The 22,955-nt window shown below is 54.4% G+C and carries 28 protein-coding genes; 14 read left to right on the top strand and 14 right to left on the bottom strand.

Annotation, left to right across the window (positions count from 1 at the left end; all coding sequences use genetic code 11):
• Window positions 1–59 precede the first annotated feature (59 nt).
• From hypE to A3L10_RS04905, 4 genes are all read right to left on the bottom strand, one after another.
• Complete coding sequence (gene hypE, locus A3L10_RS04920) at window positions 60–1,070, bottom strand: hydrogenase expression/formation protein HypE (protein WP_088866643.1); 1,011 nt, start codon at window positions 1,068–1,070, stop codon at window positions 60–62.
• Between the two features lie 48 nt (window positions 1,071–1,118).
• Entirely contained in the window at window positions 1,119–3,437 is a 2,319-nt protein-coding gene (gene hypF, locus A3L10_RS04915; protein WP_088866642.1) for a carbamoyltransferase HypF, read from the bottom strand.
• A 92-nt stretch (window positions 3,438–3,529) separates the two neighbouring features.
• Window positions 3,530–4,648: a hydrogenase formation protein HypD gene (gene hypD / locus A3L10_RS04910; protein ID WP_088866641.1), complete on the bottom strand. Its 1,119-nt coding sequence runs from the start codon at window positions 4,646–4,648 to the stop codon at window positions 3,530–3,532.
• Window positions 4,645–4,869: a HypC/HybG/HupF family hydrogenase formation chaperone gene (locus tag A3L10_RS04905; RefSeq protein ID WP_088866640.1), complete on the bottom strand. Its 225-nt coding sequence runs from the start codon at window positions 4,867–4,869 to the stop codon at window positions 4,645–4,647. The genes hypD and A3L10_RS04905 overlap by 4 nt, the downstream gene beginning before the upstream one ends.
• A 101-nt stretch (window positions 4,870–4,970) precedes the next feature.
• Between A3L10_RS04905 and mobA the strand changes: the two genes are divergently transcribed.
• A complete protein-coding gene (gene mobA, locus A3L10_RS04900; RefSeq protein ID WP_088866639.1) occupies window positions 4,971–5,555 on the top strand; it encodes a molybdenum cofactor guanylyltransferase MobA in 585 nt (194 codons plus the stop codon).
• Here mobA and A3L10_RS04895 read toward each other — a convergent pair.
• Genes A3L10_RS04895 through A3L10_RS04870 form a run of 6 tightly spaced genes read right to left on the bottom strand, consistent with a single transcriptional unit; the run spans window position 5,547 to window position 10,758 of the window.
• Window positions 5,547–6,419 (bottom strand): GNAT family N-acetyltransferase, encoded by an 873-nt coding sequence (locus tag A3L10_RS04895; RefSeq protein ID WP_088866638.1) that lies wholly within the window; start codon window positions 6,417–6,419, stop codon window positions 5,547–5,549. The two genes, mobA and A3L10_RS04895, sit on opposite strands and share 9 nt — an antisense overlap.
• Window positions 6,403–6,882: a hydrogenase 3 maturation endopeptidase HyCI gene (locus A3L10_RS04890; protein WP_088866637.1), complete on the bottom strand. Its 480-nt coding sequence runs from the start codon at window positions 6,880–6,882 to the stop codon at window positions 6,403–6,405. The genes A3L10_RS04895 and A3L10_RS04890 overlap by 17 nt, the downstream gene beginning before the upstream one ends.
• 47 nt (window positions 6,883–6,929) lie before the next feature.
• Window positions 6,930–7,661, bottom strand: a complete 732-nt coding sequence (locus A3L10_RS04885; RefSeq protein WP_088866636.1) for an Mrp/NBP35 family ATP-binding protein — start codon at window positions 7,659–7,661, stop codon at window positions 6,930–6,932.
• Complete coding sequence (hypA, locus tag A3L10_RS04880; RefSeq protein ID WP_088179958.1) at window positions 7,658–8,077, bottom strand: hydrogenase nickel incorporation protein HypA; 420 nt, start codon at window positions 8,075–8,077, stop codon at window positions 7,658–7,660. Before hypA ends, A3L10_RS04885 begins: the two co-directional genes overlap by 4 nt.
• A 52-nt stretch (window positions 8,078–8,129) precedes the next feature.
• Window positions 8,130–9,062 carry a cation transporting ATPase C-terminal domain-containing protein gene (locus A3L10_RS04875; protein ID WP_088866635.1) on the bottom strand — a complete coding sequence of 311 codons (933 nt, stop codon included), beginning with the start codon at window positions 9,060–9,062 and terminating at the stop codon, window positions 8,130–8,132.
• Between the two features lie 31 nt (window positions 9,063–9,093).
• Window positions 9,094–10,758, bottom strand: a complete 1,665-nt coding sequence (locus tag A3L10_RS04870) for a radical SAM/SPASM domain-containing protein (RefSeq protein WP_088866634.1) — start codon at window positions 10,756–10,758, stop codon at window positions 9,094–9,096.
• Between the two features lie 162 nt (window positions 10,759–10,920).
• Between A3L10_RS04870 and A3L10_RS04865 the strand changes: the two genes are divergently transcribed.
• The 3 genes from A3L10_RS04865 (at window position 10,921) to A3L10_RS04855 (ending at window position 12,771) form a co-directional block, all read left to right on the top strand.
• Window positions 10,921–11,238 (top strand): hypothetical protein, encoded by a 318-nt coding sequence (locus A3L10_RS04865; RefSeq protein ID WP_088866633.1) that lies wholly within the window; start codon window positions 10,921–10,923, stop codon window positions 11,236–11,238.
• Window positions 11,239–11,376: 138 nt separating this feature from the next.
• Window positions 11,377–11,841, top strand: coding sequence for a GbsR/MarR family transcriptional regulator (locus tag A3L10_RS04860; RefSeq protein WP_232461021.1), 465 nt, complete (start codon window positions 11,377–11,379; stop codon window positions 11,839–11,841).
• Window positions 11,842–12,033: 192 nt separating this feature from the next.
• Window positions 12,034–12,771, top strand: coding sequence for a sulfite exporter TauE/SafE family protein (locus A3L10_RS04855; RefSeq protein ID WP_088866631.1), 738 nt, complete (start codon window positions 12,034–12,036; stop codon window positions 12,769–12,771).
• Window positions 12,772–12,888: 117 nt separating this feature from the next.
• Here the strand turns inward: A3L10_RS04855 and A3L10_RS04850 are convergent, their stop codons facing one another.
• Window positions 12,889–13,305 carry a 4Fe-4S dicluster domain-containing protein gene (locus tag A3L10_RS04850; protein WP_088866630.1) on the bottom strand — a complete coding sequence of 139 codons (417 nt, stop codon included), beginning with the start codon at window positions 13,303–13,305 and terminating at the stop codon, window positions 12,889–12,891.
• 134 nt (window positions 13,306–13,439) lie between these two features.
• Between A3L10_RS04850 and A3L10_RS04845 the strand changes: the two genes are divergently transcribed.
• Window positions 13,440–14,165, top strand: coding sequence for an ATP-binding cassette domain-containing protein (locus A3L10_RS04845; RefSeq protein WP_088866629.1), 726 nt, complete (start codon window positions 13,440–13,442; stop codon window positions 14,163–14,165).
• Window positions 14,149–15,099, top strand: coding sequence for a SufB/SufD family protein (locus A3L10_RS04840; protein WP_088866628.1), 951 nt, complete (start codon window positions 14,149–14,151; stop codon window positions 15,097–15,099). The genes A3L10_RS04845 and A3L10_RS04840 overlap by 17 nt, the downstream gene beginning before the upstream one ends.
• Window positions 15,100–15,137: 38 nt before the next feature.
• Here A3L10_RS04840 and tdt read toward each other — a convergent pair whose 3' ends face one another.
• Both tdt and A3L10_RS04830 read right to left on the bottom strand, forming a co-directional pair.
• The gene (gene tdt / locus A3L10_RS04835) at window positions 15,138–16,142 is read right to left on the bottom strand and encodes a TDT family transporter (RefSeq protein ID WP_088866627.1); all 1,005 of its coding nucleotides are present in this window, start codon (window positions 16,140–16,142) and stop codon (window positions 15,138–15,140) included.
• Between the two features lie 69 nt (window positions 16,143–16,211).
• Window positions 16,212–16,607, bottom strand: a complete 396-nt coding sequence (locus tag A3L10_RS04830) for a NifB/NifX family molybdenum-iron cluster-binding protein (RefSeq protein ID WP_088866626.1) — start codon at window positions 16,605–16,607, stop codon at window positions 16,212–16,214.
• 178 nt (window positions 16,608–16,785) lie between these two features.
• Between A3L10_RS04830 and dmpI the strand changes: the two genes are divergently transcribed.
• Together dmpI and A3L10_RS04820 are read left to right on the top strand one after the other, a co-directional pair.
• On the top strand, window positions 16,786–16,986 hold the full coding sequence (gene dmpI / locus A3L10_RS04825; RefSeq protein WP_232461024.1) for a 4-oxalocrotonate tautomerase DmpI: 201 nt from the start codon (window positions 16,786–16,788) through the stop codon (window positions 16,984–16,986).
• 115 nt (window positions 16,987–17,101) lie between these two features.
• Window positions 17,102–17,563: a flavodoxin family protein gene (locus tag A3L10_RS04820; protein ID WP_088866624.1), complete on the top strand. Its 462-nt coding sequence runs from the start codon at window positions 17,102–17,104 to the stop codon at window positions 17,561–17,563.
• Between the two features lie 449 nt (window positions 17,564–18,012).
• Here A3L10_RS04820 and A3L10_RS04815 read toward each other — a convergent pair whose 3' ends face one another.
• Window positions 18,013–18,351, bottom strand: coding sequence for a helix-turn-helix domain-containing protein (locus A3L10_RS04815; protein ID WP_232461020.1), 339 nt, complete (start codon window positions 18,349–18,351; stop codon window positions 18,013–18,015).
• 138 nt (window positions 18,352–18,489) lie between these two features.
• On the opposite strand from A3L10_RS04815, the gene A3L10_RS04810 reads away from it, so the two are divergent.
• The 6 genes from A3L10_RS04810 (at window position 18,490) to A3L10_RS04785 (ending at window position 22,865) form a co-directional block, all read left to right on the top strand.
• Window positions 18,490–19,329, top strand: coding sequence for a sulfite exporter TauE/SafE family protein (locus A3L10_RS04810; protein ID WP_088866622.1), 840 nt, complete (start codon window positions 18,490–18,492; stop codon window positions 19,327–19,329).
• A gap of 39 nt (window positions 19,330–19,368) precedes the next feature.
• Window positions 19,369–19,683, top strand: a complete 315-nt coding sequence (locus A3L10_RS04805; RefSeq protein ID WP_088866621.1) for a hypothetical protein — start codon at window positions 19,369–19,371, stop codon at window positions 19,681–19,683.
• 31 nt (window positions 19,684–19,714) lie between these two features.
• On the top strand, window positions 19,715–20,740 hold the full coding sequence (locus A3L10_RS04800; protein WP_088866620.1) for an arsenic resistance protein: 1,026 nt from the start codon (window positions 19,715–19,717) through the stop codon (window positions 20,738–20,740).
• Window positions 20,740–21,114, top strand: a complete 375-nt coding sequence (locus A3L10_RS04795) for a putative zinc-binding protein (protein ID WP_157726895.1) — start codon at window positions 20,740–20,742, stop codon at window positions 21,112–21,114. Before A3L10_RS04800 ends, A3L10_RS04795 begins: the two co-directional genes overlap by 1 nt.
• Before the next feature lie 234 nt (window positions 21,115–21,348).
• Window positions 21,349–21,837: a universal stress protein gene (locus A3L10_RS04790; protein WP_088866618.1), complete on the top strand. Its 489-nt coding sequence runs from the start codon at window positions 21,349–21,351 to the stop codon at window positions 21,835–21,837.
• The gene (locus A3L10_RS04785) at window positions 21,834–22,865 is read left to right on the top strand and encodes an arsenic resistance protein (protein WP_088866617.1); all 1,032 of its coding nucleotides are present in this window, start codon (window positions 21,834–21,836) and stop codon (window positions 22,863–22,865) included. The genes A3L10_RS04790 and A3L10_RS04785 overlap by 4 nt, the downstream gene beginning before the upstream one ends.
• Window positions 22,866–22,955: the final 90 nt, after the last annotated feature.

Raw genomic sequence — 22,955 nt, 5'->3', positions numbered from 1 at the left:
CTTATACGGCTTTCCCAAACCGAAGGTTAAGGACAAAAGTGGGAATTGTGAAAAGGGGCTCAGCAGACCCTCGGAACCGGGTCTCCGGCCGGCGGCTCAAGGAAGCGCTTTCCGCCTATGCCCGTCTCCACGAGAACCTTGCCCCTGTAGTCCTCTATGACGTCGCCGATTATCGCCGCGTTCTTCCCCTTTTCGGTGCTCCTCATAGCTTCCAGCGCCTCCTCCGCGTGCTCTCGTGGAACGATCATGACCACTTTGCCCTCGTTGGCGACATCGAAGGGGTTTATGCCCAGCATATCGCTCGCCGCCCTGACCTCCGGCCTCACTGGTACGTCGGCCTCCCTTACGAGTATCCCGACGTCGGCCTTCCTCGCCATCTCGTTGAGGGCGTTGCTTAGTCCACCCCTCGTGGGGTCCTTCATGGCGTGTATGTTCTCCCAGCCTATCGCTTTAGCTACCGCCTCCACAACCTCCCATATCGGGGCAACGTCGCTCTCGAGCTCAGTCTCGAAGGCTATGCCCTCCCTGTGGCTCATCAGCGCTATCCCGTGGTCTCCGAGGGTCCCGCTGACGAGAACAACGTCGCCAACTTCCGCTCCGGCGTCGCTTACAGGCCTCTCCGCGATTCCTATTCCTGCCGTTATGACGAAGATGCCTATACCGTCCTCAACAACCTTGGTATCGCCGGTGACGATGGGAACCGGCACCTCTTTGGCAGTCTCGTCCATCGAGCGGAGTATTCTCTTCAGATCCTCACCGTCGAAGCCCTCTCCGATTATCATGGAGTTGGCTAATGCTAAGGGCTTGGCCCCCATGACGGCCAGGTCGTTCACCGTCCCGCTGACGGCCAGGCGCCCTATGTCTCCACCCGGGAAGAAGAGCGGCTTGACCGTGTGGCCGTCTATCGTGAACACAAGGTGCTTATCGCCGAGGGGTATCGCCGCCCCATCGTCGAGGGCATCCAATCCGATTCCACCGGCAGATTTCAGGCTCAGGCTCTTCAGTACGACGTCCCTTAGGAGCTCCTCCATTATCTCTCCGCCTGCCCCGTGTTCGAGCTTTATCTTCATGTTTCTCCCTCCGGATAACCGTGCAGCAAACCTGAATTTAACCTTTCCTCACAGCATCAGGTCCTCCTTCGTGAGGTATCCCTCGAGGTACAGGCCGCCGAGGAAGGCCTGACCGACGTTTATCCCGTTGTCCCCGCGCGGGACCTCATGGGTCGTGTGGAACTTCAGGCCAGCGGCCTCGACTATCTTCCTGGCGGTCTTTACTATGAGCTCGTTGAAGGCGACTCCACCGCTTATTCCAACGTTCTTAACCCCAAACTCCCTCGCCCGCTCTATGGCCGTTTCCGCGAAAACCCGCCCGAGGGCGAGGTGGGCCGAGTAGGCTATGTCCGCCGGACTGGCGGTGTCAATGACGTCGAGTGCCTGTGCGAAGAGTTCCTCCACTCTTATCAGCTCTCCGTCAACTGGGATTTCGAACTTCAGGTCGTTCTTCCCGCGCATTGCAAAGCTCTCCAGCTTCATTGCCGGCTCGCCCTCGTAGTGCCTCCTGTACGCCACGTTGAGGAGAACCGAGATGGCGTCGAAAACCCTGCCGGTTGATGAGGCGTAGCTCGTGTTGACCTCCTTCGCCAGCTGGGTCAGCACGACGTTGAACTCCACCCTCCCGTAGCGGAGGCTCTCGATGGCCTTCGGACAGCACCTCTCTATTATCCCCTCAAGCTCCTCGACGCCATAGACCTTGCTCAGGATGCCCATCAGGGCCCTCAGCGGGTAGTAACTGGCCAAATCTCCGCCCGGGAGCGGGTAGTAGTCTATGTGGGCCAGTCTCTCGACGTCCTCGTAGCTCAGGTATATAACCTCTCCGCCCCATGTGTGGCCGTCCGTCCCGTAGCCGACGCCGTCAACGGCTATGCCTATCATCTCGTCCAGCTTCCTCTCAGCTAAAACGCTCGCTATGTGCGCGTAGTGGTGCTGCACCTGTAGGAACTCCACGTTTAGCTCGTTGGCCATCTCCATGGCGAGCTTTGTGGTGTTGTAGCTCGGGTGTAAGTCCGCAACGATGAGGTCGAACTCGTTCACCCGGAGGATTCTCTTGAAGTGTTCTATGGCCTCCTCCATGAACTCGAGAACCTCGACCCTTGAGGTGTTCCCGATGTACTGGCTGGGGTAGACTTTCCCGTTTTTGGCGACCCCAAAGGCGTTGAGAAGCTCCGCCCCGACTGCTAAACCGCGGTAGTTGAAGGGTATCTCTATGGGCAGAGGGACGAAACCGCGGGAGCGCCTTATCACCGCCCTCCTCCCGTTGACGAACCTGATGACGCTGTCGTCGGCCCTGTTGAGTATCTTCCTGTTGTGGAGGAGGAAGTAGTCGGCGACATCCTTTAACTCCTCGAAGGCCCGGTCGTTGTCCTTGACCATGGGCATTCCAGGGTAGTTCGCGGATGTCATGACGTAAACCCTGCTCCTGCTCCAGTGGAAGAGTATGTAGTGCGTTCCCGCGTAGGGCAGCATGACGCCTATGGTATGAAGCCCCGGTGCGAGGTTCTCGGGAAGCGGGAACGGCTCCTTCTTGCGGAGGGTTATTATCGGCCTCCTGTAGGAAGTCAGCTCCTCGAGTTCTTCTCTGCTTAGGAAGGCGAACTCCTCCACCGTCTGGACGTCCCTCGCCATTATCGCGAAGGGCTTCTGGGGCCTGTGGGTTCTCCGTCTCAGCTCCGCGACTGTCTCCTCGTTGGTTGCGTCGCAGGCGAGGTGTATTCCTCCTATTCCCTTGATGGCGACGATGTAGCCCTTGTCTATGAGTTCGGCCGTCCTCTTCAGCGGGTCGCCCGTGATTTCCTCTCCATCGTTCGTGTAGAGCCGGTAGCTCGGCCCGCAGACCGGACAGCAGACGGGTTCAGCATGGTAGCGCCTGTTTAGTGGGTCCCTGTACTCGCTCTCGCAGTAGTCGCACATCGGAAACTCTCTCATCGTGGTGTTGATTCTATCGTAGGGTAAATCCTCGATGATTGTAAACCTGGGCCCGCAGTTGGTGCAGACGATGAAGGGGTACATGTACCGCTTGTCCGTCGGATCAAAGAGCTCCCTCAGGCAGTCGTCGCATATCGCTATGTCGGGCGGGATTATCGAGTCCCCGCCTTCCCCACCCTGGGAGCTCTTTTCGATGTAGAATCGGTCAAAACCTTGAGGTGGAAGCTCCTTCTTCCTTATCATCTCTATCCGCGCGAGCGGGGGAAGCTTCTCCCTGAGGTCTCGCAGAAAAGCCGCTATATCCTCCTCTCTGCCCTCGACTACTATCTCAACTCCCGCATCGCCGAGGTTCTTGACGTAGCCCCGCAGGTTGTTTTCGTGGGCGATTCTGTAGACGAAGGGTCGAAATCCGACGGCCTGAACGATGCCTTGAACGTGAAGTCGGTAGGCCTTCATTCCTCTCACCGGTTTCTTCTTCGTAATCTGAGCCTTTATAGGTTTCTAAAACCAAAAGTTAAAAACCGGAGAGGAGTTTTCAACCTTTGGTGTCAAAACAAAGCTCCGTATTTGTAGAAGATGCTGCAGGTTCCTTCGTAGGAGACCATGCACGGCCCTATTGGACTCCGCGGCGTGCAGGTCTTGCCGAAGTGCGGACACTGCGGGGGCAGCGCCAGACCGCGAAGGATTGCGCCGCAGATGCAGCCCTTCTCGAGGTCCGGGAGTTCGGGAACCTCTGGATCGTAGTACGTCCTTATCTCCAGCTCCCTCCACTCCTTCCTCAGCTCAAGCCCGCTTTCGGGTATGGTTCCGAGGGCGCGCCACTTGGCGTCTTTAATTTCAAAGAACTTCTCGATGAGCCTCTGAGCCGTTACGTTGCCCTCGTACCTGACGGCGCGGGTGTACTCGTTGAGTATCTCCACCTCGCCGTTTTTGACCATCCGTACGAGGAGCAGAATTGCCATCAGCATATCCACCGGCTCGAAGCCCGCTATGACCTGCGGTATGCCGTAGTCGGTCGTTATGTACTCCCAGCCCTTGACGCCTATTATAGTTGAGACGTGTCCGGGGTCTATGAGACCGTGAAAGCGCGTTCCGGCCTTTACAAGGGCCTCAACGGCCGGGGGAGTCAGGCGATGGACGGAGTATATCTTGAAGTTTTCAAGGCCCTCTTCAACGACGGCGTTGAGCATCCCTGCAGCGGGGGCAGTTGTGGTCTCGAAGCCGGGGCTGAAGTGAACGACGGTTCTCTCCGGGTTCTCCTTGGCTATCTTGTAGGTGTCGAATATGGAGTAAACCACCCTCACGTCGTAGCCCTCGCCCCTCAAATCCGCGAAGCTCCCGAGGGGAGTGGGGATCTTGTACATATCGCCGAAAGTTGTCAGGATTATCCTGTCCCCCTCAGCGTAGGCCTCCTTCATAATCTCGCGCATCTTGACGATGTCCTCAACGGGGGTTATACAGACCGGACAGCCCGGCCCGCTGACTATCTTGACGTTCTCCGGCAGGAGGGAGCGTATCCCGGAGCGGGTTACGGTATCCTCGTGCGTTCCGCAGACGTGCATGAAGCGGAGCTCATCGAGGCCCTTCGCCTCCTCGCGTATCTTCCTCACGACCTTCTGGGCCAGTTCTCTGTCCTTGAAGGCGTTCAGGACGTCGGTCACGTTCATCCCTCCAGCGCCCGCTCGACCTCTGCCCACGCCTCGAGTATCTCCAGCGCCCTCTCCTCGTCGAGCCTCTCTATCGCGAAGCCCGTGTGGACTATGACGTAGTCCCCGACCTCGACCTCTGGAAGCAGATCGAGGCGAACTTCCCTTCTCACGCCTCCAAAGTCTACAACCGCGGTTTTTCCTGTGATTTCGATTATCCTTCCCGGAATCGCTAGGCACATTTTCTCTCACCTGTGATTAGTTCTCACAGGCCTTTTTAGGGATTTTTTAAACCTCTGGTTTTCAACCGTCAACCCTAAAAGCCCGAAATCCAACGGATATCATGCTCGGTGCGGTTCTCGCGGGGGGCAGGAGTAAGCGCTTCTGGGGCGACAAGCTCCTCTTCAGGATAGGTGGAAGGCCGCTCATTTCGTACACCCTCGAGAGAATTGAGTCGGCGTCGCTTATCGAGGAGGTCGTTATCGTGGCATCTGCCGACAACGCCGGTAGGCTCAGAAGCCTCGGCTACGAGGTGGTGGTTGATGAACTCTCCATAGGGCCCATAGGCGGGGTTTATACTGCATTGGGCCTCGGTGATGCCTTCGTCGTCGCGGGGGACATGCCGCTCATCGTCCCGGAGTTCGTTGACCTGATGATCCAAAAATTCCTGGGGAGCGAAAAACTCGCCTGTGTCCCCCGCTGGACCAATGGATACCTCGAGCCCCTCCATGCTGCCTACTCAAAGGCGTTCCGCCGGGTCCTTGAGGAGAGAATACGCAGCGGGGACTACTCGCTGAACGGTGCGATACGCTCTGCCGATGTATGCTACCTGAATGTGGAGAAGCTGCCGTCCCTCTGGAAAGAAGGCTTCTTCAACGTTAACCGGCGGAGTGACCTCAGAAAACTTCTCGAAAGGAAGTCAGAGTGACTTTGCGAGTATGAGAACCTCGTCCAGGGGTGTTATGCTGAACTCCAGACTGCCGCTTACCAGTTCCCTGCCGAGGCTCGTCCTGAGGGTTTTGAACCCCCTGCTCCTCGCGAGGGCTACGAGCTCTCTCAAGCCATCCAGGCCGTTCTCTCCCCAGAAATACGCCGTTGCGGTTTTTCTGTCGAAGAAGCTTCCTTCGAGCACGAAGAAGCCGCTTTTAATCCTCCCGCTCTCGAAGTGAACCCTCCCGTCCACGTCGGCGATCCTGTCAACGAACTCTGAGAACCAGTGGTTGTAGGAGCTCTGAAACTGCCCCAGGCTGAGGGGCAGTCCCCTCAGGTCGTCCCAGTCGGGGGTCAGTTCGGCAACCTTTGGCGCCCCCCTCCCGGCGTCCGTTGAGATGTCCGCGATAACCCCGTGGTAGACCGTTCTGTCGAATCCAAGCTTTCTGTAGAACCCGAGGGCCTTCTTCTCGGGGGTCACCGTGAGGAGGTCGCAACCCTCCCCCTCGGCCAGCTCCACCACGCGCTCCAGCAGGGCCCTTCCGACGCCCTTCCCCTGATACCACCGCGCCACCTCGATGACGCTGAGGTGTGCGGTTTTTACGAGCTCCCCGTCCCAGACCTCATCGCTTATGAAAACCTCGGCCTCGCCAGCTATCTTTCCATCCAGCTCAGCCACGAGTGCTGTTCCCCCGACGAGTTTGAGGTTGTTCAGGTGGATTGCGCAGGTCTCCTCCAGGCCCCAGGGGCCGACTTGGAGGTAGGTCTCGTAGGGCGAGTCCTTCCAGGGCGAGTTGGAGAGGTATATGCCGACTATCCTCTGGCAGTCCCAAATGGTGGCTTCCCTAACCCTCAGTTTCATTGAGAACACCGGCCATGGATTCTGCGAGGACCTCGGCCCTTTCAACCACAACCTCGCTCGGCTCCTGGAAGAGGCCCAGGACGGCCGGCTGGCAGCCGAGGAGGACGAACTCCGCGTTGAGGCGCGTCTTCAGGTATCCCACCAGAACCTTGAGCGGCAGGCTGTGGGTCGAGACGGCCTCACCGAGGGTTCCCTCCGGGTCGGCGAGTATGACTTCACCGTGCTCCCCGCCGAAATCAACCGCATCAACGAAGACTACCAGATCAGGCTCAAATTTTGTTATCTTTCCCGTGTAGCTCTCCGGCACCTCTCCGCAGTTGAGAATGAGAACGTTTGGATTTTTCACCAGCTCCTTCAGCCTCTCGGCAACGAGGATGCCGAATGCATCGTCACCCCTAACCTCGTTCCCTATTCCGCAGACGACGACCCGTCTGGCCCTCCTGAGGAGTTCGGGGAGTTCCATAGTTTCACCTTTAGCGAGTTTAGGATGAAGAAAAGAAAAACCCTTCGCTAAATCTTCTCCGCGACTTCCCTTATCCTCTCCGCGAAATCCGTCCTCAGCAGCTCGTCCGGCTTTCCTATTTTCCCTTCCAAGTCCCTGTACAGCGGTATGCCGGTTAGGTAGGGCACGCCAAACCTCTTCGCCAGCTCCTCTATGCCCGTCTCATCGTCCAGCTTGAGGTTCTCGACGATTCCGAGGATTCTGTGCTCCTTCTCCTTCAGCAGTGTTAGAAGCTTTTCAACGACGTTCATGGAGAGCTTTGACGGCGTTGCAACGACGAGGAACTCGCCCCTCTTGAGGAAGCGCAGCACATCCAGGAACTGGTCGCCGAGTCCGGGAGGCATATCGATGACGAGGTAATCCAGCTCGTCCCAGCGCGTTATGGCGAGGAGCTCTATGAGGGCGTCGCTTATCTCCATGCCCCTCATTGGCGTGGGTTTGTCCTCGGAGTAGTAGACGATGCTCATGAACTTTATCCCGTGAACCATCGGCGGGATTACGCCGTACTCCTCCTCGGGAAACTCCTTTGGCTCGAAGCCGAGGATAACGTGGTCGCTCGCGCCGTGGAAGTCGAGGTCGAGGAGGCCGAGCTTGTAGCCCTTCTCCGCCAAAGCCAAGGCCAGAGTTGTTGAGACGAGCGACTTTCCAACTCCACCCTTCCCGCTGACGACGGGGATTATGCGCTTCACCTTCTCAAGCCTGCCCTCTATGCCCTTGACGCGTGGGTCTATGGTTATCATGCCTCCCCCTCCTTCTCGATCTTTATGCCGCTTATGTAAACTCCCCTCCCCTTGACCACCTCGAAGTCCCTGCTGCCGCACTTCGGACAGGCGAGGAAGGCGTGCACCACTTCCGGAATGAAGTGTATGTCCTCTTTTATACGCTCGTCGAAGTTTCCTTTGACTTCCTTGAGCTTCCACTCGTGGCCACAGTCACGGCACTTAAAAACCGCCTCCTCCTCGATGAACTCTATCTCCGCGCCATCTCCAATGGTTCCCTTGAGGAGCTCCTTCATCGCGAACTCGACTATCTCGGCGTTGACATCCTGGAGTTCGCCGAGAACGACCTGAACGGCGAGGAGCTTGGATGCGCCCTCTTTTTGCGCGTAATCCAGGGCAGTTCTAACTATCCCATCGGCGAGTGCCCACTCGTGCATCTCGATCCCTCCGTTTAGATTTTAGCCCCCGGCGCTTAAAAATGGGCGGGTTTCAAACCTTGGGTTCACTGACTTCCATTTTCCTCAGCTTCCAAGCGAGAACCGCGAAGGTGGCCACGCCGAGGAGGGCCTCACCCCTCACGCCGTTGAGCTCGAGGATTATGTCATATGGTACGAACCAGAAGGCCAAGAAGCCAATGGCGAGGGCATACTCCCCCCTTCCGTCCAGGCGGGCCGGCATGGAGTAGAAGTGGAGGGCCACCAGGAGTCCGAGGATGGAAGGCACAACTGGATGTACTGAGGAGTGGGGGAAGGCCGTGAATATGAAGAACAACGCGAAGGAAACCCCGAAGCCGTAGACGAAGGGATGTCCCTTTGGAATGCCGCGCTTGAAGATGGCCTCCCTTTTTACCCGCCTTGCGAGGAGCAGCAGAAGTGCCGTGAGGACGATGGTGAGGAAATACTGGACTGCGGGCGGGCGGTATGGGGCGAGGAAGAGGAAGAACGCCACCGCGGAGACGCCGAAGGATACGAGCGCTATCGTTATCCCCTTTCTTCCCAGGAGCCTTTCATTCGAGAACTCCGGATAGAGGGCATCGACGACCATTATCGGTATCGCTATGCTCATCAGGGAATGGAATATCGTCAGCCACACCGCCCAGACTGCGTTCACACCCCAGACGCGCCCGTAAACGCTGAAAACATCCAGGTCCGGCCATTCCGGATTGAACCAAGACTTTATGACGAGCCCTTCCTCCACGATGCCGTAGACGAAGCCTAGGAGCATGAGCCTAACGTAGTTCCTCCCCCACCGAGCCCACGCCTCCCTGACAAGGAGAACACCGGCACCGTAGTAGGCCCACAGGAACGGGAACGAGAGGGGGTTCGTGAGGACTTCAAGCGGTGGAGTCGAACCGCTCAGCACTTCGGCGAAGATGGGTGAGACCAGCGAGAGGATTAAAGCTACCTTGGTTTTGGGATTCATGATATTTTAATGTACTCCAATCCCTTAAATATCATGCGTGAACCATTTGTTTCCTACTGGTTTTTGTGGCAATCTTCTGGCCGACGATCTCAACTGCTCTGTAATAGCTTGGCACGTAGAGGCTTGGCCCGCGGAGGACAACACTCTCATCTACCCAGTTGACTTCTGTGAGCCCCTTCGGCTTGCCGTATTGGATTATCTCCGCCCACAGACTCTTGTTGATTATGCATCCCGGGTCGTCGCCCCTTAAATCGAGCGTGTAGTGATAGGCCCTCGCGCGACAGCCGCCGCAGATGTACTTGTAGGGGCACTTTCCACACTGGCCCTCCCAGCTATCCCTGTCGCGGAGTATGCTGAATATCCTGCTGTTCTCCCATATCTCCTTGAACGGCCTGTTCCTGACGTTTCCAACGGGCAACGGAAGGAAGACGCAGGGAACGACGGTTCCGTCCGGCTCTATTCCCGCGTAAATCCTGCCCGCACCGCACCCACCGATGAACTCGGCGAGCGTTTTCACCGAGTTGTTCTCGCCTATGTAGAAATGCGCCGGCGTAACGCTCTTCCCCTGGCTCATCAGCAGGGTAACGCGCGCGTACTGCGGTGCTGTCGTGAGTATCTCAAGCTTCCGCTTCTTCATCTGGCGGTAGACTTCTTTCATGAACTCTTCGCGCTCCTCCGGTGAGAGGTCCACCTTAACCATATCCTCGGCCCTGCCAGTGGGCACGAGGTTGAAGAAGATGACGCGCTTCACTCCGATGCTTTCCGCCAGGTCGAGTATGTCGTCTATCTCTTGGTATGTCTCCTTGTCCATTATCGTGGCCATTCCGTGGCTTAGCCCGAGCTCCACTGCGTTTTCAAGGGCCTTTACCGCGTGCTCCCACGCGCCGGGAATTCCGCGGAACTCGTCGTGCTTCTCGGGTTTTGCGGAATCGACGCTTACCTCAACGTACTTAATTCCCGCCTTGACGGCCTTTTCAAGCTCCTCCCTCTTGGCGAAAGTCCAACCGTTCGTGGCAACTGAGGTGTGTATCCCCCTGCTCGACAGCTCCTTGACGATTCTGAGGAAGTGTGGGTGTATCGTTGGCTCTCCTCCGCTCAAGGCAACTGCCGCAACCCCTGCCTTATCAAGCTGGTCAACGAGGCTCAGCTTCTCCTCGAGGCTGAGCTCGCTCGGTAGCGGTTTATCCGCTCTCTGGTAGCAGTGCTGACAGCGGAAGTTGCACATGTTGGTGAAGTTCCAGACGATGAGGAAAGGCCCAGCGAGGCGCTGGGGAACTGTAACGCCGTACTTCGCTATGCCCTCGAGGACGACCCATATTCCGCGCCTTATGTGGGGATCCCTCAGCAGGGCTTCCTTGACGGCCTCCTCGTCGCCCCGGGCGAGCTTTATACCGAGTTTGAGCAGGAGCTTTATCGTGTCTGCCTGGAAGCGCACCATCATCGGCGCGTTTATGCTCTCGCCTGCGTAGATGCTGAGGGCCCAGTAGAGGGCTGGGAGCTCACGCCCGTTGATTTCATACTTTTTAAGGCTCGGCCTTATGAGTGCCCTCGCTATTGGATTCCCGAGGATGAGCTTGAAGGCCTTCAGCGCGGTGGTGAGCTGACTTCCTCCTTCTTCAGATTTAACGCCCTTAATATCCGCTGAGGGGTTCATCGCGTTTGGAAAGGGTTCCTTTATTGTTTTTGGGGCTTTCATATCTTCCACCCCCAATATGCGCTACTCCTCACTGCGTTTAAAGTTTTCGATACAAATGATTTATAATTTATGTTAGTTTTTTCTGATATATCAAATATAACAGAAAAATTTAAATAATGTGGGAGAGAAGGTTTAATCGAAAGAACTTGGAGGTGAAAAGCCATGGCATCCGCAAAAACAGGCATGTGGACCGCCCTGCTGGGTGCCCTTTTGATACTGTTGGATGGGATAGTTGTCTTGGCCACGGGTAACTTTTATGGCTGGCACTACGGTAGTGCATCAACGGTAGGCTGGGTGGAGATAATTCTGAGCCTGATAATGATGGTGCTGGCGTACTACTACAAGAGTAACAAGGGCCTTGTAGGATGGAGCATAGTGATTTTAGCGTTGATAACGATGCCCTTCGACGGCGGTTTCTGGTTGATAGGTGCAATAATTGCCCTGATAGGCGGAATCATAATAGCAACTGCCAAGGAATGATTCAGTGCTTTCCCCTTCATTTACTTCTCCACTCCTTTTCCTTTTGGGTATTTTGAATTACTGCTTCTGGGTACTGGGCCCTCGAAACTTTTTAAACAATGATATCGAAATTAGGTAGGCGGATTGAGGTGAGCTATGATGAGCAGCAGTGGGAAAAAGTTCATCGAGATTGTGGAACGAATCATGATTCGATGGGGATACAGCGCGACGGAGGGAAAAATCTATGCCATCCTATTACTCTCGGACAGACCAATGACGATAACCGAGCTCGCGAAAGAAACGGGTTTAAGTCGCTCCTCAATATCCGTTGCGTTAAGCCGCCTCGTGAGGGAATACCTCGTAACCTGCAGGAGAGAAGGCAAGACTAAGTACTTTACCGCGGTTCCTGCCTTTCTGGAGAAATTCCTTCGCCAGCCAAGGGAGACACTTGAACGCGAGGTTCGTCCCTTGGAGGATATCGTTAAGTCCATGATTGAAAAAAGCGACGATGGTACAAGACCCCGTCTGGAGGCCATTCTCGACGACCTGAAAAAGCTTGAGTGCGTCCTCGAACTGATTATACGACTGGAAGAAGAGGAAAGTGAGTGCCTCACGAACAGGTGAGGCCCATTTTCAACGTTTTTACGAACGTTATGCACTTATCCAAGTATTTTTCTTCAGTCCAATAGTGGATTGCCCCTTAAAAGTTAAGAGTTTTTGGCGCTGAAATGTTGGACTTGTTGAAATTAGCCGACACAAATATTTATAACCTCCGTGTCATTCGTTTGATGGACAAAATAAAATGAGGTGAGTCTAATGAACTACCCGGAGTTAGCGCTCATAGCCTTCATCCTCAGTATCGTTTTCTCGATAGGCGGTGTCGGCTCGGCGGTGGCCATTGTTCCGGTGATGGGCTGGCTTGGCATCCCTTTGATGACAGCGAAGCCAACAGGTCTGTTTATAAACACGCTCTCGATGTTCTCCGCCACTCTAAAGAACATCAGGCACGGAAAACTTGACCACCGCTTTGGGCTTCCGATTTTAATCGTTGCAACCATAATGGCCCCGTTCGGAGCTTACGCGGGCAAGTTTATTCCCAGAGTATACGTCCTGTGGGTTTTCGTGGCCTTTTTGCTGTATTCAGGCACGATGATGATTTTCTTCAAGCCCAAAAGAAGGGGAAGCGGCGGAAACCACATCGTCGAGGGCTCGTTAATTGGAGGAATAGCAGGATTCCTCGGCGGTCTCCTCGGTGTTGGTGGGGGCGGTATAATCAGCCCCGCTCTCATAATGCTCGGCTATGAGCCGAAAAAAGTCGCGGCAACTACGGCGTTGGTTGTGTTCTTTTCATCCCTCAGCGGGTTCCTAACCTACTGGGGAATGGGGACGTTAGACTGGGAACTGCTCCTCTGGGTCTCCGTTCCTGCAATAGCCGGGGGCTGGCTCGGAACCCACCTGATGCACTTTAAGATGAGCTCGGAGCAGGTAAAGAAGGCGATAGGGCTCATAATGTACCTCATAGCCCTCAAAACGCTTCTCGTGGCCATGGGTTGAGGACACCCCCAACCGGGTTTTCCGTTATTTTCTGCCTTAGAGAGCCGGTGATCTGAGTGGGGACCGTGAAACGGGATTCTCCGTTCATCCCTCATTGATCCGGAATGCAGTGTCCTCTCACCCTTCCGGGGTGCTCTTGATCTCCTCTTCGCTCAGGTGGTTCTTGGGCATTATGGAATCAACGATTTCAAAGGCTTTTTTCACCACCCTCGCTCTTGCCACCCATCTCCTCAGATAGGCTTTGTCGGGGAATTCTATGGCATCACAGGGACAGAGCATGGCGCAGGTGCTGCATCCTACCATACAGTTGTAGGGCCTTGCAACGATGGGTTTTGCATTGTCCGGGTCCCATTCGAACACCCTTCTTCCGCACGTTACGAAGCAAAGACCGCATCCCGCACATTTGTCGTAGTTTATCTTGGGATACCATTCTATATCCTTTCGATCAACTCCCCACCAGGGGATAACGCTCAGATCTTTAACTGGCCTTCCAAGTGCATCCTTCCCTATTATGGGAGCTTCTCCTCCGGACATTTTATCACCTCCATAGAGAGTTGCCTAGATTAATTTAAAATAATTTTCATATGTTATTATTTTCAACTAAAAGTTCTGGTCAGGATTGTCCAAAAAATTTTAAGTTGTCTTCATATGAAATTTTATTGATAAAAATGCTGTGCCTGAGGAACGTCGAATACGCAAATGACGAAAGGAAAATCCTCCACTCAGTAAACATGGCCTTCAGAAACGGTATTACCTACTCGATACTTGGCCCCAACGGTGCGGGAAAATCGACAATAGCCCGTATTTTAATGGGAGAGCTCAAACCCACTTCGGGAGAAGTTCTCCTAGATGAGGAGGACATAACCGGACTGAGCGTTACGGAGAGGGCAAAGCTAGGGATAAGTATGGTATGGCAGGAACCGGCCCGATACGAAGGCATAACGGTGAGGGACTACCTTATCCTCGGCGGGAAGCTCAGAATTGATAGGGATGAGATACGGGAAGCCCTCGAACTCGTTGGCCTGCCCTACGAGCTCTATGCCCGCCGTTTTGTGGACAAAAGTTTAAGCGGCGGTGAAAGGAAGAGGATAGAGCTTGCATCACTCATCCTCCTGAAACCGAGGTATGCCATCCTCGACGAACCTGACTCAGGCCTCGATATAACGGCCGGAGAGCTGATAGAGCGTGTTCTCGACTACTTCCAGAGGTGCGGCACCACAGTGATACTCATCACCCACCACGAGGAGATAGCGGCCAAAACGGACTTCTCATACTTCATCTGCGCGGGCAGACTGCTGAAGAAGGGCTTTTCGCGAGAGGTTGTTGATTACTACAGGAGAACCTGTGGAAGATGCCTTTTAACGGGGATGGTGGAGGATGACGATAAAAATTGACCTCACCAAGGAATACGAGGCGCTGGTTGAGGCCTACCAACGGGAAGGTCTCGACACCTCTCTTTTCGGGGACAGGATAGCGGCGATAATCATCAGCGGGGACAGAATCATCGGCCTCAACAACGTTCCGGGGGTTGAGATAAGGGGCGAGGAGATTGGGAACGGGGTTAGGGCTGAAGTTAAAATCGCGGACAACATTGGGCTTCCCTTTCCCATACATCTCTGCACCGGCTACCTGGGTAACGAGGGCTACCAGAGGGTTCTCTTTGACATAAGGGTTGGCAAAAACTCGAAGGTCAGGTTCACTTCCCACTGCATCTTTCCCTATGCCAAAGACTTCACCCACGAAGCCGTGACGATGATAAAAATCGGGGAAGGTTCAAGCGTGCTCTATGACGATGAGCACGTCCACGGCGAGGGCGTGAGGATGGTTGGTAAGACTGAAGTGAGCGTTGGCAGGAATGCCCGCTACACGGGGAGGTTCACCCTGACAAAGCACAGGGCAAGGGAGCTGAAGCTTGAGATGGTCGCGAGGCTCGGTGAGAGGGCAGTTCTTGAGCTTGAGTCGAAGGCCAAGGCAGTTAAGGACGATGCGGTTGAGATAAAGGAAGTCGCCTACCTGGAAGGAGCCCACTCAAGGGCAAACCTGAGGAGCACGGTCATAGCCTTTGACAGGGCGAAGGTCAACGTTGTAAACGAGGCCTACGGCCTCGGCGACTACGCAAAGGGCCACATTGAGTGCCACGAGATTGTTAAGGGTGATGCCGACGTCCAAACCGTTCCCCTGCTGAGGGTGAAGAACGATAAGGCCGAGCTCACGCACGAGGCCTCGATAGGCAGGATAAACGAGGCCCAGCTCATCCAGCTCATGGCCAAGGGCCTAACCGAGGACGAGGCGGCGGAGCTCATAATAAAGGGCCTCCTCGGAGAATGAGGATTTAAAGAATTTTAAAAATAATAACGAATTAAAAATCATTCGAGGAGCACGTGTTTTACGGTTTTCAAACCGGTCACCAGCCATATGGTAAGAAGAAGCCAGTAGAGGGCGAAGCCGAAGCCGTCTATGACTCCTATCCCGAAGGCCGTGCCAACGTTGTGGGTCGCGCCCACGTAGGCCCCGAGCGGGAAGATGAAGGCCCACCAGGCGAGGCTGTAGGGCAGGTTGAGCTTCCTGATGTAGTAAATGGTCATTATGATGGCCATCGCCAGCCACCAGACACCGAAGCCCCAGAGGATTAGACCGAAGGCGAAAAACGGTTCTTTAACCGTCAGAAACTCGCTGGCTTTAACGAGCGCGTAGAGCGTTGAAGTTCCTGCCCCTATCGGACCGAGGTTTATCCACACTGCTGGGGCCATACCGCAGGGCATCGGCTCGTGCCTTATGAAGCGGAAAAACACTATCGCGAAGAGGCCGAGGTAGAGGAAGAAGCCCGCACCCCAGGCGAAGTAGTTAACCGCGTAGGCAACCTCCTTGGCAGTTCCGGAGAAGCTTGATATCAACGCCGCACCGCTCATGGGGATCACAATTAAGCCGACCGGGGGAATGAACCAGGCAGGGGTAACGGACTTGAGGTCTATCTCCTTCTCCACGAACATCAGGTAGGGGATGAGCAGGGCGAAGAATATCGTTAGGACTGCCCCCGGAATCCAGAACGCCTTCGCTATTGCAGTCCTCTTGAGTATGAAAAGGTAATCCGCCGAGAGGACGAGCATGGCCACCGCTATCGTTCCGTAGAAGTGACACACAACAGGATGCTTGAGGTCTTTCAGTGCGTTTTCCGTGTGCTTCATCCACCTGAGGAGCCAGGGGATTAAAAGGACGAGGAACAGGAGAGTGTTGAAGTAAACGAGGAACTCTGCCAATCCGTCCAATGCCGGAAGCCTCGATGAATACGCTTTGCTGGCCAAAGCGAGGGCCCCTGTTCCCATAACGCTCGCGAACCAGCTCGGTGCGAACTCCTTTATGCTCACTTTCATTTGCTTCACCTGAAATAAAAATCATATGAAAAATTTAAACGTTTCCTGAACCCATCGTTGAAAACTCTCTCAATGACTGTGCTTCTTCCATCCCTCTCTTGCCTTTTCGCGCTCTATCTTCTCCTTCCAGTAGGGGTCAACCTCAAGAACCTGGTGTATGAAGGCCTCAACAACGTCCCTGATTCTCCCGTAGGCTCCAGTAACAACCTCTATACCAAGCTCGTTGAAGAAGGAGACCGCTTTGGGGCCCATTCCGTAGGCAAGGACAACATCTCCGCCGTGCTCCTTGACGAACCTCGGAAGGTCGCCGGCCCCGTGCTCCTCGAAGGGAACCTCAACGACCTTGGAATCCTTTATTTTGCCATCCTCCACCTCCACGAAGACGAAGTACTTCGCCCTTCCAAAATGCCCGCTAACTTCGCTTTCCAGGCCCCTGTCATCCATCGCTGGAACAGCTATTCTCATGCCACATCACCCGTTTAATTGAAAATTTCTTCTCATATAAACTTTGTGCATAAGCACAAAAGACGTTACCGAGAGTGGGGGAGAATTCGCTTGGTAGCAGGGATTAGCAGTTAACTCCGTGAAAAGGGCTCACATACCCACAAGGATTTTAACACATGAAACAAAAACAGATTTGGTGATGGCAATGCCGACGATAATAATTGAAGGGCCCAAAGCCGATGTTGAAACTAAGAGGGAGCTCGTGAGGAGAATAACCAACGTAGTCAGGGAGATCTACAAGGTGCACCACGTGAGCGTGGTAATTCATGAGAACGAGCCCGAGAACGTGGGCGTTGATGGGGAGCTTCTCGCGGATATAATAGCAAGGAGAAAGGGTTAATCTGAGACTTTATAGCACTTGGAGGTGAAGACTTCTCCCCGATTTTTGTACTTCACGACATGATGAAGCTCAAAATGCTATTAACCATCATAGCAATTTAATGTGGGTAGTGCCTATGAAAACGCTCGTTGTCTTCTACTCGCGGAGCGAGACGACTAAAAGGGTTGCTCAAGAAGTTGCCAGAGCCTTCAACGCGGATATTGACGAAGTCATAGACAAAAAGCCCCGTAAGGGGATTCTTGGCTTCCTCATAGCCGGCTATGACGCGACGAGAGGTAAAACCACAGAGATAGAGTTTGAGAAAGATCCTTCCAGCTACGACCTCGTGGTCATTGGAACCCCCGTCTGGAACGGTCGCGTGACTCCTGCCATAAGGACTTATCTACTCCAGAACAGAGAGAAGATTAGAAACGCAGCCTTTTTCTGCACGTGCGCTGGGAGGCCCGGAAAGTGTCTTGAGCAGATGGAGGGAATCCTTGGCAAGAGGCCCGTCCTCAGGAAGGTCCTAATGAAAAAAAGGCTGAAGGAAGGGATAAAGGAATTTGTTGAGGGGCTGAAGACCCTAAGTGGTTCTTGAGCTGTGTCCAAGAGTTAGATGAATAGAGTTGTAGGGAAACCGTTAAGATCTTGGAGCTAGTACCCCCAACAAGTGGTTTGGAATGGCCAACCCACGCTTGGGAAGACATAGATATAGCTTCAAACTGATTTGAAGCTTTTAGAATCCCTTTATGTTTTTAATGCAAGAATAGACTGGTAAGACGCTATGAGGAAATTGGGAGCCTTGATAACCCCCATGAAAATTGCAATCGTAAATTTTGTGGTTTTGTTTTTAGGATGTTTCCGTTCAGCCTGGAGCTGATGACCTCTCGCTTTAGGTGGCTTGATGTGAACAGGAGCAAGAAGCCAACCACACCAGTTGCAACAAACGCAACTGGAAGCTGAAACGTAGCGGACAATAACTACGATAACTTTCTCAAGGCAGCGATGTTTAGAATGGGCGTGCTATGAGGTTTTTCTTTTTTAGCGTCATTCCTTGAATATCTCTCCGGTAACTAGGTCTATCCCTATCCTCCTAACCTTGAGTTTCCAGAGCTTTTCGGGCGCTCCCCCGCCCACCTCTCTATAACCGGCCATCTCGATTATCCCCATGTCCTCGAGGGCCGAGAGGTGGTAGTAGAGCGTTGAGCGGGGCATGTTGAGGCCCCTTTCCTGGAGGGCCTTGTATATCTCGTTCGTCCCCTTGACGCCCCCACTCAGGATTTTTATGATGCTCCGCCTCGGTTCGACCATCAAAGGCTTGAGGGTCATCATGAGGTTTTTCAAACTGGCCATGTCGCCCATCATCCACTTCGGCACCTTCACCACCGTTAATCATTACTTTTCAATCCTTATAAAATTACCGCTTTTGGGGGAGTTTGGCTTGAATATTATAGAAAACTTTATAAATGATTTTGTAATATTACAAAACAGGAAAGATGATAGAAAAGATGGGGGTGATGGAGGATGTTTGGGATGGTGATACTCACCTACATCCTCGCGAGCGTATTCGCGATAGCTGGAATGGGAGCGACGGGAGTGCTCATACCCAACTACATAGCCATGGGGCTGGGCGTTCACGCGGCCATGCTGCTCGGGCTGACGCAGAACACGGCGGAGCTGACCGTGGCAACCGCCATGAACTGGAGGAAAAGCCTCATAGAATGGAGGAAGGTTGCGGGGGTCTTCGTCCCCGCGGCGCTCTTCGTGCCTTTGGGGGCGTACGTGAACGTTCACATTCCGAGGGTCCTCGTGCTGGTGGCCTTTGCTCTGTTCCTGCTCTTCGCCCTCTACCGCATGCTCTCCAGCGGGGTGGCGGAAGGCGGAGACGGCTGGAAAATCTACGCGCTCGGGGCCGTCGAGGGCTTCACCGCGGGCCTCATAGGCATGGACGCGGCGCCAATAGCGCTCATAGCCTTCTCGTACCTCTTCAGAAACCCGAAGAAGGTCTCGGCGAACACAGCGGCAACTGCACTCGGAGTTTCGGGCGTTACCCTGCTGACGTACGCCCTCCTGCTCCCGAGGATACCCATAGCGACTGGAACCCTCATAGCCGTCGGGACTGCTGGCTTCCTCGGCGGGATAACGGGCTCGCTCCTGATGCACAGGATAAAGCCACTCTACGTCCGCTACACGATGCTGGCAATACTCTCGCTGGCCCTCGTTGAGATTGTGATGAAAATATTCGAGGCGAACGTGTCCGAGACGCTCCACGTGCTCAGCGTGGGGGCCGTGGTGGGTGCCTTCCTGGCCTTCCTGTACGGAATGGGAAGGCGCGCGGGGAGAAAGGCCTCCCCCGCCCCGTGACCCTTTCGTTGTTTGAGCAAAAAGAAGGAGGTGGTTGAGATGCCGTTCGGTGTTCCCGGATGGAAGTGGAAGGTTGGCAGGTTTGGCTACGTGATGGGGAACGAGCCGAGCTACGAGGAGATTAGGGCAGAGGCGGAGGCACTGCTCGAGAAGGCCACGAAGGGGCCTGCGTGGCACTGCCGCTGCGGAACCTTCCACGTCCCCCTGTTCGTTGACGGGGAGATAGTCGGAGAGCTCTGGGAGGATGTCGAGCCGAGAGAACTCGAAGTCGGCGCCTACTGGCACGGGAAGTGGGGGACGAAAGTCCAACTCGTGAAAGACGGAAGGGTGGTGGGCCTCCTATGGCTCGCCTGAGCTTTTATTTTTCCAAACGGCGAATTAGGAGATGGTTGAGATGAAAATTGTAAAGTTCCTGAAGGAGAAGATGACCTACATCGTCTTCACTCTCATCATCCTATCGAGCTACGCCGGCGTTCATCACAGGGATGTCTTCCTGTCCCTCAAATGGACGCTGCCGATTGCGCTCTTCATGATGCTCTTCCAGCCGATGGTCTTCATGGACATAAGAAAGGCGTTCACGACGAGAACCGAGATAAAGACGAAGTATCTCGCGGCATTGACAGCCTTCTACGTCCTCCTCTTCCCAGCTTTGACGTGGCTTCTCCTCAAGTTCTGGTTTGTGGTAATGCCGAACACTGACCCGAGGCTGCTCGCGGGGATCGTGCTGATAAGCCTCGCTCCACTTCCAAGCTCTGCTCCAGCATTCACGAACCTCGCGGGCGGGAAGTTCCAGCTGACGCTCGTCGGCGTCGTGTGGACGTTCATCCTCTCGCTTTTCGTCATGCCCGTCTACGCCAAGCTGCTCCTCCACACGCTCATAAAAGTCCCCACGTGGCTGCTCCTCAAGTCGCTCGTCCTCTACATCATAGTGCCCCTCGTGGCGGGCCAGCTAACGAAGTACGCGGTTCTGAGGTGGAAGGGAAAGAATGCCCTCATGAAGCTCAAGGAGCCCCTTGTGGGCCTCTCGCTCCTCGGCATGTACTGGATGATAACCGTGGTCTTCGGCATAAACGGGAAGATAATAGCCGAGAGGCCGGAGATTATAGTTGTCGGAGCGCTCATAATGAACGCCTACTTCCTCGTCCGCGCGGCCGTGGCTTACTTCACCGGAAAGGCGCTTGGCTTCCCATTGGAGCACATCATATCGCTCGTGTATTCAACCGGCTCCAACATGACCCTCGCGACGGCGATGGCAATAGGGACGTTTGGTTCTCTCGCGGCCGTTGGAACCGCCTTAGGAGGCCCTTTCAGCGACATGATACTCATGATACTCTTCGTAAGGCTCTTTGCCATACTGAGGGCAAGGCGTATATACACAGAGGACGAAGAAACCAATGGAGATGGGGAATGATGGAGACTCCCAAAGTGTGTTTGATAACGTGTGGGAACTCCCTCTCCGAAATAATTGTCCTCGAGGCGCTTAAGGAGGTAGGCAGTGAAGTTGCGCTCTGTCCCCTGAGTGCTGTCGTCGGTGGAGTGTCCGACATCCTTGGACTTTTGAAGGAAGCAAGGTACGTGATGGTGGTTGATTCCTGTTCCGAGGCGTGTGCCAAGAAGCTCATTGATGGTCTCAGGATACGCTATGACGAATATCTCAATCTTGAGGAAAAGCTCGGCATCAAAACACCCTGCTATACTAGTCCCTCCGGTGAGGTCGTGGACGACATTGGCCTGGCGGCTGCGTACCTGATAGAAAGGATTGAGGAAGTCCTCAAGGAGCTCTAAGCAGGGGCCATTATTCATTTTGGTCCCTGGTTTCTTTCCAATCTTTACAGAGGTTCACCGAACTTTCTCGGCTCTTTTTGTGATGGTGAACCTGTAGTAATGTGGCCAGGCAAACCTCGGAAATAGTCAGCGTGTCCTTTAGTGCCCACCCCTGACCAGCAAACCTTAAAAGCAGTTAGGGTAGCCTAATTATGTGAAAAATATTTGAAATGAAAGATACAACAGGTGAGTTTGATGTTTAGGAAAATACTTTTCCCAACGGATTTCAGCGAGGGAGCGTACAGGGCGGCAAAGCAATTCGAGAAGGCCAACAACATGCCAGTTGGGGAGGTTGTTCTCCTTCACGTGATAGATGAGGGGACCCTTGAGGACCTCCTCAACGGCTACTCACTCCTCTATAACGACGAGGAGCTGGAACTCGAAGCAATCAAAGAGGAACTGTTCAAGAAAACCATGGAGAGGCTCCAGGCCAAGGTCGAGGACGTGAAGAAGACGTTCGGCACCGAAAACGTGAAAACCCTGGTCAGGTTCGGCCTCCCATGGGAGGAAATCGTCAAGGTCGCCGATGAGGAGGACGTGTCGCTCATACTCCTGCCCAGTCACGGGAAGCTCGGCTTCTCGCATGAGCTCCTCGGCTCCACAACGGTTCGCGTACTGAGAAAAACGAAGAGGCCCGTCCTCGTGATAAAAACGCACCCCGAGTGCGGAGGTGATGAGGAATGAACTGGCTGAAGCTCAAGAACCATCTCGATAAGTACCTTCCGGTTTACGTTACACTTGCCATGATAGCGGGCTTTTACGTCGGAACGCACGCGAACCTCAAGCCCTACCATAACACGCTCAAAACCCTGAACATGCTCGTCGTCATCAGCATGATATACCCGATGATGATTAACCTCCGCCTTGGCGAGCTCAAGAACAGTGTCAAGCTCGGGAAGCAGCTGGTCATAGGCCTCACGATGGGACTCGTGATTTCCCCGCTCATAATGTATGGGGCGATATGGCTGACGAACCTCATCCATCCAATAAACCACACGCTCGCCCTCGGGCTTCTCCTGGCCGTCGTCGTGCCCTGCTCCTCGATGAGCATAGCCTACACCGGCTTCACGAAGGGCAACATCGAGCTGGCCACGGTAGTGGTTGCCCTGAGCTTCACGCTGGCCATCGTGACGGTTCCGGCCTGGCTCAAGGTCTTCGCGTCGAGCTACCACGTCTCAATATCAGCCTGGCTCCTCGTCAAGACGATCCTCATAGTCGTCATAACGCCCATGATACTCGGCGTTCTCACGAGATCCTACCTCATGAGAAAACTCGGCCCTGAGGGATTCCTGAGGATAAAACCCGCCTTCCCGGCAATCTCGCTCATGGGCATGTACACCATCGTCTTCCTCATCTTCATGGAGAAGGCGAAGCTCATAGCCAGCAAGCCGAGCATCGTCGGCATCGCCCTGATTCCCCTGGTCATCTACTACACGACCGCCCTGCTCTTCATGACCCTCGTGGACAGGGCCGTCGGGATCCCCTACAGGGACCACATGGCAATAACGTTTACGTCCGTTGGAAAGAACGAGGGAACGGCGATGGCCATAGCCCTTGCGGCAGGGACTGGTCTCATGGCGATAGCGCCTGCGGTGACCCCAATAATTCAGATACCGTTTCTGATTGGCTACGTTAAAGCCTGGAGAAAGATAGCGGGGCTCTGGAAGTGCAAGGTTTTGAAGGAGGAAGAAGCTGTTCCAGGGGCTTCCTGATTTTAACTTTTATAGATTTACTCCATTTTGGAGCTTCTGTTGGATGAATTCCTTAGTGGCAAACCGGAAAGGGTTTTAACCCATGAACCT

This window comes from Thermococcus radiotolerans (assembly GCF_002214565.1).
GTDB classification, from domain to species: domain Archaea; phylum Methanobacteriota_B; class Thermococci; order Thermococcales; family Thermococcaceae; genus Thermococcus; species Thermococcus radiotolerans.
This window is presented reverse-complemented; position numbering and strand designations above follow the sequence as displayed.

Bases quoted from the DNA above. Each gene is read 5' to 3' on its own strand.
- A3L10_RS04855 (WP_088866631.1), top strand. From the start codon at position 12,034: ATGAACTACCCGGAGTTAGCGCTCATAGCCTTCATCCTCAGTATCGTT.
- A3L10_RS04790 (WP_088866618.1), top strand. From the start codon at position 21,349: ATGTTTAGGAAAATACTTTTCCCAACGGATTTCAGCGAGGGAGCGTAC.
- A3L10_RS04870 (WP_088866634.1), bottom strand. From the start codon at position 10,758: ATGAAAGCCCCAAAAACAATAAAGGAACCCTTTCCAAACGCGATGAAC.
- A3L10_RS04845 (WP_088866629.1), top strand. From the start codon at position 13,440: ATGCTGTGCCTGAGGAACGTCGAATACGCAAATGACGAAAGGAAAATC.
- A3L10_RS04860 (WP_232461021.1), top strand. From the start codon at position 11,377: ATGAGCAGCAGTGGGAAAAAGTTCATCGAGATTGTGGAACGAATCATG.
- A3L10_RS04865 (WP_088866633.1), top strand. From the start codon at position 10,921: ATGGCATCCGCAAAAACAGGCATGTGGACCGCCCTGCTGGGTGCCCTT.
- A3L10_RS04905 (WP_088866640.1), bottom strand. From the start codon at position 4,869: ATGTGCCTAGCGATTCCGGGAAGGATAATCGAAATCACAGGAAAAACC.
- A3L10_RS04875 (WP_088866635.1), bottom strand. From the start codon at position 9,062: ATGAATCCCAAAACCAAGGTAGCTTTAATCCTCTCGCTGGTCTCACCC.
- A3L10_RS04820 (WP_088866624.1), top strand. From the start codon at position 17,102: ATGAAAACGCTCGTTGTCTTCTACTCGCGGAGCGAGACGACTAAAAGG.
- A3L10_RS04830 (WP_088866626.1), bottom strand. From the start codon at position 16,607: ATGAGAATAGCTGTTCCAGCGATGGATGACAGGGGCCTGGAAAGCGAA.
- A3L10_RS04785 (WP_088866617.1), top strand. From the start codon at position 21,834: ATGAACTGGCTGAAGCTCAAGAACCATCTCGATAAGTACCTTCCGGTT.
- A3L10_RS04890 (WP_088866637.1), bottom strand. From the start codon at position 6,882: ATGGAACTCCCCGAACTCCTCAGGAGGGCCAGACGGGTCGTCGTCTGC.
- A3L10_RS04800 (WP_088866620.1), top strand. From the start codon at position 19,715: ATGGTTGAGATGAAAATTGTAAAGTTCCTGAAGGAGAAGATGACCTAC.
- hypA (WP_088179958.1), bottom strand. From the start codon at position 8,077: ATGCACGAGTGGGCACTCGCCGATGGGATAGTTAGAACTGCCCTGGAT.
- A3L10_RS04795 (WP_157726895.1), top strand. From the start codon at position 20,740: ATGGAGACTCCCAAAGTGTGTTTGATAACGTGTGGGAACTCCCTCTCC.
- A3L10_RS04885 (WP_088866636.1), bottom strand. From the start codon at position 7,661: ATGATAACCATAGACCCACGCGTCAAGGGCATAGAGGGCAGGCTTGAG.
- A3L10_RS04895 (WP_088866638.1), bottom strand. From the start codon at position 6,419: ATGAAACTGAGGGTTAGGGAAGCCACCATTTGGGACTGCCAGAGGATA.
- hypD (WP_088866641.1), bottom strand. From the start codon at position 4,648: ATGAACGTGACCGACGTCCTGAACGCCTTCAAGGACAGAGAACTGGCC.
- mobA (WP_088866639.1), top strand. From the start codon at position 4,971: ATGCTCGGTGCGGTTCTCGCGGGGGGCAGGAGTAAGCGCTTCTGGGGC.
- A3L10_RS04805 (WP_088866621.1), top strand. From the start codon at position 19,369: ATGCCGTTCGGTGTTCCCGGATGGAAGTGGAAGGTTGGCAGGTTTGGC.
- A3L10_RS04840 (WP_088866628.1), top strand. From the start codon at position 14,149: ATGACGATAAAAATTGACCTCACCAAGGAATACGAGGCGCTGGTTGAG.
- dmpI (WP_232461024.1), top strand. From the start codon at position 16,786: ATGGCAATGCCGACGATAATAATTGAAGGGCCCAAAGCCGATGTTGAA.
- A3L10_RS04850 (WP_088866630.1), bottom strand. From the start codon at position 13,305: ATGTCCGGAGGAGAAGCTCCCATAATAGGGAAGGATGCACTTGGAAGG.
- hypE (WP_088866643.1), bottom strand. From the start codon at position 1,070: ATGAAGATAAAGCTCGAACACGGGGCAGGCGGAGAGATAATGGAGGAG.
- tdt (WP_088866627.1), bottom strand. From the start codon at position 16,142: ATGAAAGTGAGCATAAAGGAGTTCGCACCGAGCTGGTTCGCGAGCGTT.
- hypF (WP_088866642.1), bottom strand. From the start codon at position 3,437: ATGAAGGCCTACCGACTTCACGTTCAAGGCATCGTTCAGGCCGTCGGA.
- A3L10_RS04810 (WP_088866622.1), top strand. From the start codon at position 18,490: ATGTTTGGGATGGTGATACTCACCTACATCCTCGCGAGCGTATTCGCG.